Origin of the sequence: Pseudomonas sp. C1C7 (assembly GCF_013359595.1) — a bacterium.
Lineage (GTDB): Bacteria > Pseudomonadota > Gammaproteobacteria > Pseudomonadales > Pseudomonadaceae > Aquipseudomonas.
This window is the reverse complement of the sequence record NZ_JABFMP010000055.1, coordinates 1-12950: the sequence shown is the minus strand read 5'-3', so window position 1 is coordinate 12950 and position 12950 is coordinate 1. Positions and strand designations below refer to the sequence as shown.

Genomic DNA, 12950 nt, shown 5'->3' with positions numbered 1-12950 from the left:
GCGATTAACTGTGTTCGTGTACTGACAACCCGAGAGATCGACACCATGCAGACCCCCCTCACATCAGCCAAGGCCAGCGCCGGGCTCGGCTTGCGTCGCGGTTTAATGAAAGACCTCCAGGCCGCCCCGGTCGGCCATTTCGATTTCCTGGAAGTCGCGCCGGAGAACTGGATCGGCATCGGCGGTGCCCATGGCGCAGCCTTGCGTGCGCTGGCCGAGCGCTATCCGTTGTCCTGCCACGGCCTCTCGTTGTCCCTGGGTGGACCGTCGCCGCTGGATATCGGTTTCCTGCAGGAGGTGCGGGTTTTCCTCGATCACTACAAGGTGCCGCTGTACAGCGAACACCTGAGCTACTGCAGCGATGACGGTCATCTCTACGACCTGTTGCCGTTACCCTTTACCGAAGAGGCGGTGCACCACGTCGCCGCGCGGATCCGCCAGGCCCAGGACATTCTCGGCCGGCGCCTGGCGGTGGAAAACGTCTCCTACTACGCCGCGCCGCAGCAGGACATGGACGAGGTGACCTTCACCAACGCCGTGCTGCGCGAAGCCGATTGCGACCTGTTGCTGGACGTCAACAACGTTTACGTCAACTCGATCAACCATGGCTTCGATCCGCGTACTTTCCTGGCCGGCATCGATGCGGATCGGGTGGTGGCCATGCACATCGCCGGGCACTTCGATGAGTCCGACACCCTGAAAATCGACACCCATGGCGCATCGGTGAAGCCGGCGGTGTGGTCGCTGCTGAGCGAAGCCTACGCCCGGTTCGGCGCGCAACCGACCTTGCTGGAGCGGGATTTCAACTTCCCGGTGTTTTCCGAACTGGTCGCCGAGTTGCAGACCATTCGCCGCTTGCAGACTCAGGAGGTGAACCGTGGCAAACCGTTCGCTGCATGAGCAACAGAGCAACATGGGCCTGTACCTGCGCGATCCCGAGCATTGCGCGCCGCCGCCGGAAATGGACCCCAAGCGTGCCCAGGTCTACCGCGATCTGGTGTTCGCCAACCTGTCGACCCTGATCAGCGGCACCTTTCCGGTGCTGGTGCAGATTCTCGGCGATCAACGATGGCGGGCGCTGGTGCGGATCTTCCTGCGGGACTACCGGGCCCACACGCCGAAATTCGGTGAAATCGCCGAGGAATTCGTCGACTTTCTCGCCTCGCAACCGCAAGCGCTGGCCGACGGTTCGTGGCCGCCGTTCATGGTGGAACTGGCGCACTACGAATGGGTTGAAATGGCGTTGCAGCAGTCCGAAGCCGAGCCGCTTGCACCCGGTGATGGCGAAGTGTTGCTCGCTCACCCGTTGCAGATATCGCCCCTGGCCTGGCCGCTGGCGTACACCTGGCCGGTGCAGCGGGTGGGGCCGGATTATCAGCCGGACGCGGCGCCGGACCAGCCGACCTTGCTGCTGGTGCGCCGGGCTGAGGACTGGAGCGTGAAGTTCTCGACCCTGACGCCGCTGGCGTGGCGGTTGTTGCAGCGCATCGAGGAATTTCCCGGGTTGAGCGCACAGGCGCAGTTGCAAGGGCTGGCGCTGGAGGCGGGGAGTGCCGGGTCCGTGGAGTTCATGGAAAATGGCGCGGCGTTGTTGCGGCAGTTGCAGGGGGAGAGGGTGATTGGTGTGGTCAATTGACCGAACACATCCTCCAAAACACCACCTATCCAAATGTGGGAGCGAGCAAGCCCGCTCCCACAGGGTTTTTGCATTCACAGTGAGGGTCAGGCAGAAAAGAAATACCGCGTCATGTGAAAAAAGATCGGCGCCGCAAAGCAGATCGAATCCATCCGGTCCAGCATCCCGCCATGCCCCTTGATCATCGTCCCCCAATCCTTGGCACTCAGGCTGCGCTTGATTGCCGACATCACCAGCCCGCCCAGAAACCCCATCACCACGATCACCAGCGACAGCAACAGCGACTGCCAGAAATTGAACGGCGTCATCCAATACATGCAGCCGCCGATCAGCGTCGCGGACAGCCCGCCACCGACCAGGCCTTCCACGGTTTTCGAGGGGCTGACCAGGGGCGCGACCTTGCGTTTGCCGAACAGCTTGCCGAAGACGTACTGCAGGACATCGCTCATCTGCACCACGAACACCAGGTAGAACAGCAGCAATGCGTTCTGCCCGCTGAACCCTCGCAGATCCAGCAGCAACAGCGCCGGCGCGTGGCTGATGCAGTACACGCAGATCATCACGCCCCACTGGATCTTCGCCGTGCGCTCCAGGAACGCTTCGGTGTCCTGGCTCAACACCGCAATCGCCGGCAGCAGCAGGAAGGCGTACACGGGAATCAGCAGGGTGAACATCGAATACCAGTGGGTGCCGATCAGCAGGTATTGCAGCGGAATCAGGATGAAGAATGCGCAAAACAGCGCGTTGTGATCACCCAGCGTGGTCGGGGTCAGGGTAATGAACTCCCGCAATGCGAACAGGGAAATGAAAGCGAACAGGATCACCGTCGCATTCGGTCCCAGCAGCCAGGACACGAAAAAGATGATGACCATGCCCCACCAGGCGTTCACCCGCTGATTGAGGTTTTCGATGGTGGAGATCGAGCCCTCGCTGGTCGCCCGTTTGGCCAGAATCCGCCCAATGATCGAAGCGACCGCCAGCAGGCAAGCGATGGCGGCAAAGAACCAGAGGAATTTCTGTTCAAGACTCATTTCGACAGCCTCACGATGGCGTCACGCGCCCGTTCCAGGAACACCTGTTTGTCCTCGCCCGCGACCCGTGGCAGCGGGTTGCCGATGCGGATCGTGCAGATGATCGGCAGCGGCACGTGTTTGCCCTTGGGCATGGAGCGATGCAGGTTTTCCAGGTAGATGGGCACCAGGTCGACATCGGGAAAGGTTTCGGCGAGGCGAAACAGCCCGGACTTGAATTCCCCCGGCAGCGCCTGGCTGGAGCGCGTGCCCTCGGGAAAGATGATGATCGAATGGCCGTCACGCACCACATCGAAAATCGGCTCCAGCACATTGGTGCCGGGCGCCGGGTTGCGTTCGATCAGCACCGCGTTCAGGCCTTGCTGCGAGATGTAGGAAAGGAAGCGGTTCTTGCCCCAGTAATCGGCGGCGGCCACCGGCTTTACATTCACCCGCGCCTCGGCGGGCAGGGCGGCCATGATCGCCAGGGTGTCCATGTGGCTGGTGTGGTTGGCGAAGTAGATGCGCTGGCGCGTGAGGTCCGGCGGGCCTTCCCAGCGGGCGGTGACGCCAATCAAAAAGCGCAGCACCGCGATCAGCGCATTACTGATCCACATGGCTGACCTCCTGCAATTCTCTGGAGATGGCCATGGTGCGGGTGAAGCAGGTGATGGCGGCGCCGATGGCGATCACGACCAGGGTCAGCAACAGCGCATAGTGGCTGCCGCGCAGATAAACCTCGACGGCATTGAGCAACAGGCCGACCGTCATCACCGCCATTCGGTGCTGCTTGGCCATCGGTCCCATGAAGTTCTGCTTCAGGCCGATGGAGCCGCCGAACACCCGGACATAGGCGGTGAGCGCGGCGGCCAGCGCGGCGAACCAGCCCAGTTCCGGCTGGTACAGGGCGTAGCCGAGGCCGATGATCAGCAGGCTGTCGGCGATGCGGTCGGGGAATTCGTTGTACAGGCTGCCGATGGCCGACTGCTTGCCGCCCTCGACCGCGACCATGCCGTCGAACAGATTGCACAGCAGGCGCAATTGAATGGCGATGGCGCAGCAGATCGAGCCGGCGACGCCGCTGCTGATGTTGAGCGCAATCGTGCCGGCCAAGGCAAAGAAGATGCTGGCGACGGAAATCTGGTTGGGGGAAATATTGCGTTTGACCAAGAGGTCCGTGATGCGCCTGGCCCAGCCAGTGGAGCGCGCTTTGATTGGTCTTCTGTTGTCATCCATCACTCAGTATCCCGGTCGCTGGGTTTTACTAAGCGTATATGCAATTAGCGGTTTTTCACCTGCGCGATATCCGGGGATACTGCACGCATTTGCAGAAGCCGTGCAGAAGCCCTGTAGGAGGGTTCGCGGGGGCCGAACAAGAGGGGGTTAGCGCAGGTGCAGCTCGGCGCACAACCCGCCGCCTTCGCGATTGCTCAGGGTCAGCGACCCGCCGATCGCCAGCGCCAGTTGCTGCGCAATCGCCAGGCCCAGCCCCGTGCCGCCGGTGCTGCGGTTGCGCGAGTTTTCCACGCGGTAGAACGGCTGCATCACCTGGGCCAGTTCTTCCTCGGCAATGCCGGGACCGCGGTCCATGACTTTCACCGACACGCTGCCGTCGCGCTTCTTCTCCACCAGCAACTCCGCCGCACCAGCAAACTTCAGGGCGTTGTCCGTGAGGTTCACCAGCACCCGGCGCAGGGCGTGGGGGCGGGTGTCGATGACGGTGGTGCTCTTGCCGCTCAACTGAACTTCCTTGCCCATGTCCTGATAGTCGAACACCAGGCTGTCGAGGAACGAGTCCAGATCGGTGCGGCGGCTTTCTTCGGTGGCGCCATGGACGCTGCGGGCGTAGGCCACGCCTTCGCGCACCAGGTGTTCGATTTCGCTCAGATCCGCCCAGAGCTTGTCTTTCTCCAGACAATCGTCCATGAACTCCGCGCGCAGTTTCATCCGGGTGATGGGTGTTTGCAGATCGTGGGAGATCGCCGCCAGCAGTTGCATGCGCTCTTTCAGATAAGACGCGATGCGCGCCTGCATGGCATTGAAAGCCCTGGCGGCATGAACAACTTCGGTCGGGCCTTTCTCGTCCAGCTGGATCGGGTGAGCGTTGGGGTCGAGGTTGTCCACGGCGTCGACCAGACGGGTCAGCGGGCGGACGGCGATGCGTACGGCCAGCCAGGTACAGGCAATCATCAGCGCCAGTTGCCCGAGCAGGGCCATGGGCAGCCAGGGCGACAACGGCACCATCGCCGGGCGCACGTCGATGGTCAGCGGGCTGCCATCGGTGAGTTTCAGGTGTACCTGAAAATGCTTTTTCGGCCCCGGAATATCGGTAAAGGTCATCGGGTAGTCTTTGCCCAGGGCATCCATGATCGAGGCCATGGCGATAGGCGCATCGGGCATCTCCATGGTCATCGGCGTGCCGGTTTCGCCGGCACTCAACAGATAGCCGTAGTTGTTGCGCTGCAGTTGGCGCAGCCAGCTCGGGCGTTCCTCGGCTGGCAGGCGGTCGAGGATCGCGATGGACGTCGAGACGTCGGTTTCCAGGTTGCCGAGCATGGTGTTCTTGGCGTTTTCGTAGCGCTCGTAATACTGCGCGCCGAAGGACAGCGCCTGGGCGAGGATCAGGCAGATCAGGAAAATCAGCGACAGGCGTGAGGCCAGGGTGCGCGGCCAGCGCAGCGAAAAGTTCATTCAGGTGCTCCGACAATTTCTACCGGCAGGGAGAATACATAACCTTCGCTGCGAACGGTCTTGATGTAGGCCGGTTCGCGAGCGTCGTCCAGCAGGCGCTGGCGCAGGCGGCTGACCAGCAGGTCGATGGAGCGATCGAACAGATCGGCATCGCGGCCCTGGGTCAGGTTGAGCAATTGATCGCGGTTGAGTACCCGTTGCGGATGGTCGAGGAACACCCGCAACAGGCGATATTCCGCGCCGCTCAGGGCGACCATGGTGCCGTCGCTGTCGAGCAGGTGGCGGGCAGAGGTGTCCAGCTTCCAGCGCCCGAAGGCCAGCAGGCGGCTGGTTTCGGTCACCACAAGGTTCGGCGGCAGCATCCGCGTGCGGCGCAGCACGGCATTGATGCGGGCCAGCAGCTCGCGGGCGGCGAAGGGCTTGACCAGGTAATCGTCGGCGCCCATTTCCAGGCCGATGATGCGGTCGGTTTCATCGTTGCGCGCGGTGAGCATCAGGATCGGAGTGGACTTGTGTTTACCCGAGCGCAATTCGCGGCAGAGCATCAGGCCGTCGTCCCCCGGCATCATGATGTCCATCACGATCAGGTCCACCGGCGTGGATTCGAGGAAGGTGCGCATCTGCCGACCGTCCGCCACCACCGTGGTGCGCAGGCCATTCTTCTTCAGATAGTTGCCCACCAGTTCGCGGATCTCTCGATCATCGTCGACGATGAGAATGTGATCAACGTGTTCCATGTGACTGCCTCTGAAAGTGGGGGATGACGCACAGTCTATAGAGCCTTTGCGACCACGCCTGCGGGCGTTTGTATTGCAGTGTATCTGGCTTGTCGGAGGATACACATGGACAAAAAAACCTGAAATTTGCCCCTGTTTGTATCGCTCTGTATCCGGAGCCGATTCAGATACGTACCGATTTACACCGGCGGTTTCCCGACACATGCGGGATACCTCGCGAGCTTTAAATAGGTTCCATCGAGGCACAGCCAGACGCCTCTGCCCAAAGAACGATTGACCTATCGAAACCTTGAGGAGAACGCCATGAACACCAAAGCCATCTACGCCGCCTGCCTGTTTGCCGCCCTGAACATCTGCACCCTGTCGGCCCGCGCCGAAGCCGATGTCAGCGAGAAGACCTACACCTACGGCACCCAACTGGACATCAGGAAAGTGGTGTCGCTCAAAGAGGACGCTTCGCCTTCCTGTGGAGTGGTTAACGCACAGCTGACCTACCTGGATTCGCACAACGCAACCCAGGTCCTGGATTACAGCAAGATTTCCGACAACTGCGCCTCGGAAAACTGAGTGCTGCGATTACCCATCCCATTTGAAGCGAGGAACACAACCATGATCAACGTCAGCCGATTCCTGACCGCCATTGCCTTCTCCGTCGCCGGCGCCGCAGCCCACGCCAACGCCGCCGTCGAGCAGAACGCCTGCGGCAGCAGCACCTGCTTCCAACTGACACCAGTAGAGAAACAAAGCGTCAACGGCTTCCTGGCCGAAGATGGTTACGACCGCACGCCGCAAGGCCAGTTCGTTGCCGAAAATGGCGCCAGCCGCACGCCGCAGGGCAAGTGGCTGGATGAGCAAAACGCGTAATGCCCTGACTCCTCCGGCCGAATATGGACGGGGCTTTTGTGGCGAGGGGGCAAGCCCCCTCGCCACAGGTATGTGTTCGACCCGTTTTCACAATGGGTCTGTCGCCCTCCAAATCTATAAAGGTGATCCCATGTTCCTCATCGCTTTCCTGGGCGGCATTCTGACCGTCCTCAGCCCGTGCATCCTGCCGGTCGTGCCGTTCCTGTTCGCCGGCGCCGACCGCAAGCGCTCGTCGATCCTGCTTACCCTCGGTGGCATGGCCCTGACGTTCGCCCTGGTTTCCAGCCTGGCCGTGGTCAGCAGCGAGTGGGTGATTCAGGCCAGCAATGCCGGCCGCCACGTGGCGCTGATCGTGATGGTGCTGTTTGCCCTGTCGCTGATTTCCGCCCGGGTCGGTGACTGGCTGGCGCGGCCGTTCGTGGCGCTGGGCAATCGCATCGACCCCAACAGCCGCAAGGTGTCCGGCCCCGTGGGTTCGCTGTTGATCGGCGTCGCCACCGGTCTGCTCTGGGCGCCGTGCGCCGGGCCGATCCTCGGCGTGATCCTCACGGGTGCCATGCTGCAAGGCGCGAACGCCGGCACCAGCCTGTTGCTGGTGGCCTACGGTCTGGGCAGCGCGTTGTCCCTGGGCGTGCTGATCTTCGCCGGTCGTGGCCTGGTCAATCGCCTGAAACCGTCGATCCCGGTCACCGGCTGGCTGCGTCGCGGTGCCGGTGTGGCGGTGCTGGCCGGTGCGGCGGTGATCTCCACCGGTGCCGATAACGTGCTGCTGGCCAGCACTTCCTCGGAAACCCTCGGCAAGGTCGAAAAAGGCGTGCTGGAAACCGTGCCGAAAGTCGTCGACTACTTCGTCAGCAAGGCAAAGGCCGAGTCCATGCAAGCCATGCCATCACTGGCCGGCGCCGTGGAGTGGATCAACTCGCCGGCCCTGACCAACGAATCGCTCAAGGGCAAGGTGGTGCTGGTGGATTTCTGGACCTTCGACTGCATCAACTGCAAGCACACCCTGCCGTACGTGAAGGACTGGGCGAAGAAATACGAGAAGGACGGCCTGGTGGTGATCGGCGTGCACACCCCTGAATACGGCTTCGAGCGCATCATCGACAACGTCAAGGACAAGGTGAAGGAATACGGCATCACCTACCCGGTGGCGATCGACAACAACTACGCCATCTGGCGCAACTTCGATAATCAGTACTGGCCTGCGCACTACCTGATCGACGCCAAGGGTCAGGTCCGCTACACCCACTTCGGTGAAGGCCGCTACGACGATCAGGAACAAATGATCCAGCAGCTGCTGCAAGAGGCCAAGGCTGACGCCAAGGCCACCACCCCCGCCGCGTAAACCCTGCGCAACGCTCTTTGCAGGAGCTGCCGAAGGCTGCTCCTGCAGGGATGGTGGATACCAGGGGTTTTCAATGCATGGATGTCGCGTGGCTTCGTCGCCACGCGGCGGGTGGGGTCCCGTATTCGCGGCGGAATGCGCGGCTGAAGGCGGTGTCGGTCTGGTAACCCACTTCTTCGGCGATGCGGATCAGGGAACTGTTGCTGCTGCGTAACAGATTGGCCGCCAGCAGCATGCGCCATTGCGTCAGGTATTGCATCGGCGAGACGCCGACCAGTTGCTGGAACCGTTCGGCCAGCACCGAGCGCGAGGTGGCGGCGGTGCGGGCCAGTTCATCCAGAGTCCAGGCGTGGCAGGGTTTGCCGTGCAGGGCGTTGAGGGCGGCGCCGACGATCCGGTCGCCCACGCCCGCCAGCCAGCCGGTGCGGCCCTTGCCGTGTTCGTGCATGTACAGGCGCAGGACTTCGATGAACAGCACCTCCGCCAGTTTCGCCAGCACGCCTTCGCCGCCGGGCCTGGGCGAGCGGGCCTCGGCTAGGGCGTAACGCACCGACGACTCCAGCCACATACCGGCGTTGGAGCCGCGCACATTGACCCGCACCACCGATGGCAAGCCGGTCAGCAACATCCCCGCGAGCCGCGTATCGCAAGCCATGTAGCCGCACACCAGCCGGGTGACCGCGCCACCGCCGCCATAGCGCAGTTGCTGTGGCCGTCGGGCGAGGATCTTGTCCAGGCGTCCGCCGGTGGCAGGGGGCAAGCCCGGCTTGGAGGTCATGCGATGGCCGTCGCCCTGGGGGAACAGCACCACGTCGCCGGCCTTCAGCAACAGCGGCGGTTCGTCGCCCAGTTCGACATAGCACTCGCCTTCGGTGATCAGGTGAAAGATCACCACCTGCTCGGCGTTCGGCTCCAGAAAGGGGGCGGCGGTGTCGGCTCTCGGCGACTGATAGCACCAGGGCGCGGTGAACCGGGCGTTGATGAAAATGGCGCCGGCCAGGCGAACGACACGGAGGGTCTGTGACAGGGCATCCATCGTCATTTCCCGAATAGCGACTGTGGGTGAGAAGCCTGATTGTGAGCCTGTCTGGGCCGAGCATGAAATCTCCGGACGATCGGACAGTCCTCGCCGACGATCGGGCAGGACGCAGGGCGCACAGCGGAGCGATAGTTTGCCCACAGGGTCGCCACCGATCCTGTCATCAATAACAAGAAATGAGAGGTTGCCATGCCGAAGTTCGTCATTGAGCGCGAGATTGCAGGTGCTGGAACACTGTCAGAAAGGGATCTGAAAGCCGCTGCGCAAAAGTCCTGCCGGACCTTGCGCGAACTGCCTGAAGTGCAGTGGCTGCAAAGCTATGTCACCGGCGACAAGCTGTACTGCGTGTACATCGCCCCCAGCGAAGCCCAGATCCAGGAACATGCCCGCCAGAGCGGTTTCCCGGCCAACCGCGTGTCCCAGGTCACGTCCATCATCGACCCGACCACGGCAGAGTAAGCCGGGCGGTATTCCAACCCGCAACGGAGCGGAGTTCATGAGTACACCCATTGATCTCAATGCCTTGAAAACCCGTCAGATGGCCGCCTGGGCCAGCGGCGACTACGCCGTCATCGGGACCACCCTGCAGATTGTCGGCGAGCAACTGGCCGAGGCCTGCGACCTGCTGTGCGACGAGCAGGTCCTCGACGTCGCCGCCGGTAACGGCAATGCCACACTGGCCGCCGCACGCCGGGGCTGCCTGGTGACGTCCACCGACTATGTCGGCGCGCTGCTGGAGCGTGGCCAGGAGCGGGCGAAAGCCGAGCGCCTCAACGTCACCTTCCAGGTGGCCGATGCCGAAGCGCTGCCATTTGCCGATGCCAGTTTCGACGCCGTGCTCTCGACGTTCGGCGTGATGTTCACCCCGGACCAGCCCAAGGCTGCCGCGGAACTGGCCCGGGTCTGCCGGCCCGGCGGACGGATCGGCATGGCCAACTGGACCCCGGAAGGCTTCGTCGGCCAGATGTTCAAGACCCTCGGCAAACACATGCCACCGCCACCCGGTGCGCAACCGCCGTCGCAGTGGGGCACTGAAGCCTGGCTGCACTCGCAGTTCGACGAACGGGATTTCGTGGTGCAGGTGACGCGCAAGCTGTTCACCTTCCGCTATCGCGATGCCGCGCATTTCATCGACACCTTCCGCAGCTGGTACGGCCCGGTGCACAAGGCCTTCGCGGCGCTGCCACCGGACGGTGCCAAGGCGCTGGAACAGGACATGACCGAACTGCTCAACCGCCTGAACCGGGCGGGGGACAAGTCGATGGTCGTGCCGAGTGAGTATCTGGAGGTGGTGATTACAAGGCGATGAGACCAACCCCCTGACCCAACCCCCTGTAGGAGCTGCCGCAGGCTGCGATCTCTTGATCTTGCTTTTCAAAAAATCAAAATCAAAAGATCGCAGCCTGCGGCAGCTCCTACAGGGGATTGCGGAGTATCAGAGATTCAAATCACCTTCGCCCCACGCGCTTCCAGCAACTCGCGCAGCACCGACCGGTGACAATGCGCTTCTTCCTCGCAATAACAGCCCACCGCCAGGCTGGTGTGATGGGAGAGGGCGGCCAGCAGGTCGAGCAACTGGCTGGGGGCGGGGTGGTTCATTTCGGCCTTGAACTTGCGCTTGAAGCCGTTCCAGGCCTTTTCGTCTTCAGCCCCCTGCGCCTCGTGGACCAGCTCCGGGCTGGGGGACAGCAGCGGCTGCCACACATCGTAGAAATCCCTCGAGGCGAACTCGGCTTTCGGCACGCCACGGGGCGGGCGGCGCACCGTGCCCAGGCGCAGGCCTTCGCCGGGAGTTCGCGCAGAGCCAAGACGCACGATATGAATCGGCATGTCATTTAAGCCGTGAGTCGTCGAACCACTCCAGCGCCGTGCGCCAGAAGCAGATCCCCAGAAAGTACGCCGACATCAACAGCCAGAGCCCCATCACCAGCGGGTTGATCACCGGATGGTTGATCACCAGCGACAGGCTGCAGAGCAACCAGATCGCCGTCACCGCAATGTTGATCGGCATGAAGCGGCGCACGCGGAACGGGTGCAAGAACTTCATCCGGGTCAGGGTCAGCAGGGCCAGGCCGATCACGGTCAGCAGGGTGATCCACGGCGACGGCGCGATGATGTACAGGCACAGGGCGACCACGTTCCACGCGGCGGGAAAGCCCTGGAAGTAGTTATCCTTGCTCTTCATGTTGACGTTGCAGAAACAGAACAGCGACGACACCAGGATCAGTGACACGCTCAGCAGCAGCGTGTACTCCGGCAGCGGCACGTAGCGATAGATGAACAGCGCCGGAATGAACACATACGTCAGGTAATCGATCACCAGGTCGAGGATCGAGCCGTCGAAGCTCGGCAGCACCGACTGCACATTGACCTTTCGCGCCAGTGCGCCGTCCAGGCCGTCGACGATCAGCGCCACGCCCAGCCACAGCAGGCAAGTGGTCGGCTGGTTGTCGAGCAGGGCGAGGGTTGCAAGGAAGGCGGTGACCACGCCGGTGGCGGTAAAACCATGGGCTCCCCACGCTTTGAGCCTGGCGATGTGTAGAGTCGTTATCACGGGGGCGTTCTCCAGAAAGTGAAGCAAGCCAGTCATCGCCTTGATGGACAAAGGCGGCGGCAAACCGGGTCGGGTTGCAGGTATCGACCGGGTATCCGGGAATAAGGTTCACCACCTATGAATCTTAGCTGCGCCGGGGGAAAAGGCTGCGGATAAATCTGTGCGGGGCGTCCGGCCGGACGGTGGTAGCACATTCGGCGGGAAAAGCTATCGTTGATTGATTGGATCCACCCACCGAAGAGGACGTCGTCATGAACACCAGCGATCTGCTCGAACAATTACTGCGCGGCGGCCAAGGGGCGATGTCGCAGCGAGGCGGTGGCGGGGCACAAGGCGGGCTCGGGGATCTGGGCGGATTGCTCGGTGGCCTGCTGGGTGGCGGTGGCGGCATGGGCGGCGCTGGCGCCGGTGGCATGGGCGGTTTGGGCGGTCTGCTGGGTGGTTTGCTCGGCGGTGGCTCGCCGATGGGCGGGCAGTCTCAAGGACGCTCCGGCGGTGGCAGCAACTACGCCGCGCTCGCTTCGCTGGGGATGATGGCCTTCCAGGCGTATCAGGCCTGGCAACGCAGCCAGGCGGCGCAGCAGCAACAGCAGGCCCCGCAGCAAGCGATGCGCACGGTGGACATGCTGGCGGGTCCCGAAATCGAGGAACACAGCCACGCGATCCTGCGGGCATTGATCGCCGCGGCCAAGGCCGATGGCCGTTTCGACGACGCGGAAAAACAGATGATCAACGCCGAAATCGCCCGCCACACCGACGACCCGCAATTGCAACAGTGGCTGGACGACGAAGTCGCCAAACCGCTGGATGCGGCCGAGGTCGCCCAATCGGCCAACGATCCGGGCATGGCCGCCGAGATGTACCTGGCCAGCGTGATGCTGGTGAATGATCAGGCGGATGCCGAGCGCAACTATCTGGATGAGCTGGCGGCGGCGTTGGGCATCGATCCGGATCTGCAGGTGCATCTGGAGCAACAGGCGCGAGGCGGGGCTGCCTGACTCACCCTCCCGTGCAGGAGCTGCCGAAGGCTGCGATCTTTTGCTTTTTAAAGATCAAAAGATCGCAGCCTTCGGC

16 protein-coding genes are annotated in these 12950 nt (G+C 62.6%); 8 read left to right on the top strand and 8 right to left on the bottom strand.

What is annotated here, in order from left to right; translation table 11 throughout:
* Positions 1 to 45 precede the first annotated feature (45 nt).
* Both HNO86_RS28205 and HNO86_RS28200 read left to right on the top strand, forming a co-directional pair.
* Entirely contained in the window at positions 46 to 900 is an 855-nt protein-coding gene (locus HNO86_RS28205; protein ID WP_175380213.1) for a DUF692 domain-containing protein, read from the top strand.
* Positions 878 to 1636: a putative DNA-binding domain-containing protein gene (locus HNO86_RS28200; protein WP_175380212.1), complete on the top strand. Its 759-nt coding sequence runs from the start codon at positions 878 to 880 to the stop codon at positions 1634 to 1636. Before HNO86_RS28205 ends, HNO86_RS28200 begins: the two co-directional genes overlap by 23 nt.
* 86 nt (positions 1637 to 1722) lie before the next feature.
* On the opposite strand, the gene HNO86_RS28195 is transcribed toward HNO86_RS28200, so the two are convergent.
* The 5 genes from HNO86_RS28195 to HNO86_RS28175 form a co-directional block, all read right to left on the bottom strand.
* Positions 1723 to 2667: a phosphatidate cytidylyltransferase gene (locus tag HNO86_RS28195; RefSeq protein ID WP_175380211.1), complete on the bottom strand. Its 945-nt coding sequence runs from the start codon at positions 2665 to 2667 to the stop codon at positions 1723 to 1725.
* A complete protein-coding gene (locus tag HNO86_RS28190; protein ID WP_175380210.1) occupies positions 2664 to 3263 on the bottom strand; it encodes a 1-acyl-sn-glycerol-3-phosphate acyltransferase in 600 nt (199 codons plus the stop codon). The genes HNO86_RS28195 and HNO86_RS28190 overlap by 4 nt, the downstream gene beginning before the upstream one ends.
* Positions 3250 to 3882, bottom strand: a complete 633-nt coding sequence (locus tag HNO86_RS28185) for a CDP-alcohol phosphatidyltransferase family protein (RefSeq protein ID WP_175380209.1) — start codon at positions 3880 to 3882, stop codon at positions 3250 to 3252. Before HNO86_RS28185 ends, HNO86_RS28190 begins: the two co-directional genes overlap by 14 nt.
* 147 nt (positions 3883 to 4029) lie before the next feature.
* Entirely contained in the window at positions 4030 to 5337 is a 1308-nt protein-coding gene (locus tag HNO86_RS28180; protein WP_175380208.1) for an ATP-binding protein, read from the bottom strand.
* On the bottom strand, positions 5334 to 6074 hold the full coding sequence (locus HNO86_RS28175) for a response regulator (protein WP_175380207.1): 741 nt from the start codon (positions 6072 to 6074) through the stop codon (positions 5334 to 5336). Before HNO86_RS28175 ends, HNO86_RS28180 begins: the two co-directional genes overlap by 4 nt.
* Before the next feature lie 303 nt (positions 6075 to 6377).
* Between HNO86_RS28175 and HNO86_RS28170 the strand changes: the two genes are divergently transcribed.
* The 3 genes from HNO86_RS28170 to HNO86_RS28160 all read left to right on the top strand — a co-directional run bounded on the left by HNO86_RS28170 (position 6378) and on the right by HNO86_RS28160 (position 8283).
* On the top strand, positions 6378 to 6641 hold the full coding sequence (locus HNO86_RS28170) for a DUF2790 domain-containing protein (RefSeq protein ID WP_175380206.1): 264 nt from the start codon (positions 6378 to 6380) through the stop codon (positions 6639 to 6641).
* Between the two features lie 42 nt (positions 6642 to 6683).
* The gene (locus tag HNO86_RS28165; protein ID WP_175380205.1) at positions 6684 to 6938 is read left to right on the top strand and encodes a hypothetical protein; all 255 of its coding nucleotides are present in this window, start codon (positions 6684 to 6686) and stop codon (positions 6936 to 6938) included.
* Between the two features lie 130 nt (positions 6939 to 7068).
* On the top strand, positions 7069 to 8283 hold the full coding sequence (locus tag HNO86_RS28160; protein ID WP_175380204.1) for a cytochrome c biogenesis protein DipZ: 1215 nt from the start codon (positions 7069 to 7071) through the stop codon (positions 8281 to 8283).
* A gap of 70 nt (positions 8284 to 8353) precedes the next feature.
* Here the strand turns inward: HNO86_RS28160 and HNO86_RS28155 are convergent, their stop codons facing one another.
* Positions 8354 to 9319, bottom strand: a complete 966-nt coding sequence (locus HNO86_RS28155; RefSeq protein ID WP_175380203.1) for an AraC family transcriptional regulator — start codon at positions 9317 to 9319, stop codon at positions 8354 to 8356.
* A 192-nt stretch (positions 9320 to 9511) separates the two neighbouring features.
* Here HNO86_RS28155 and HNO86_RS28150 point away from each other — a divergent pair, with 192 nt between their 5' ends.
* Together HNO86_RS28150 and HNO86_RS28145 are read left to right on the top strand one after the other, a co-directional pair.
* Positions 9512 to 9781, top strand: a complete 270-nt coding sequence (locus tag HNO86_RS28150) for a DUF4242 domain-containing protein (RefSeq protein ID WP_175380202.1) — start codon at positions 9512 to 9514, stop codon at positions 9779 to 9781.
* 37 nt (positions 9782 to 9818) lie between these two features.
* Entirely contained in the window at positions 9819 to 10631 is an 813-nt protein-coding gene (locus HNO86_RS28145) for a class I SAM-dependent methyltransferase (RefSeq protein WP_175380201.1), read from the top strand.
* Between the two features lie 134 nt (positions 10632 to 10765).
* Here the strand turns inward: HNO86_RS28145 and HNO86_RS28140 are convergent, their stop codons facing one another.
* Together HNO86_RS28140 and pcsA are read right to left on the bottom strand one after the other, a co-directional pair.
* Positions 10766 to 11152, bottom strand: coding sequence for a DUF488 domain-containing protein (locus HNO86_RS28140; protein WP_175380200.1), 387 nt, complete (start codon positions 11150 to 11152; stop codon positions 10766 to 10768).
* A gap of 1 nt (position 11153) precedes the next feature.
* Entirely contained in the window at positions 11154 to 11876 is a 723-nt protein-coding gene (gene pcsA, locus HNO86_RS28135) for a phosphatidylcholine synthase (RefSeq protein ID WP_175380199.1), read from the bottom strand.
* Between the two features lie 251 nt (positions 11877 to 12127).
* Here pcsA and HNO86_RS28130 point away from each other — a divergent pair, with 251 nt between their 5' ends.
* A complete protein-coding gene (locus HNO86_RS28130) occupies positions 12128 to 12874 on the top strand; it encodes a DUF533 domain-containing protein (protein WP_175380198.1) in 747 nt (248 codons plus the stop codon).
* The last annotated feature ends 76 nt before the right edge of the window (positions 12875 to 12950 follow it).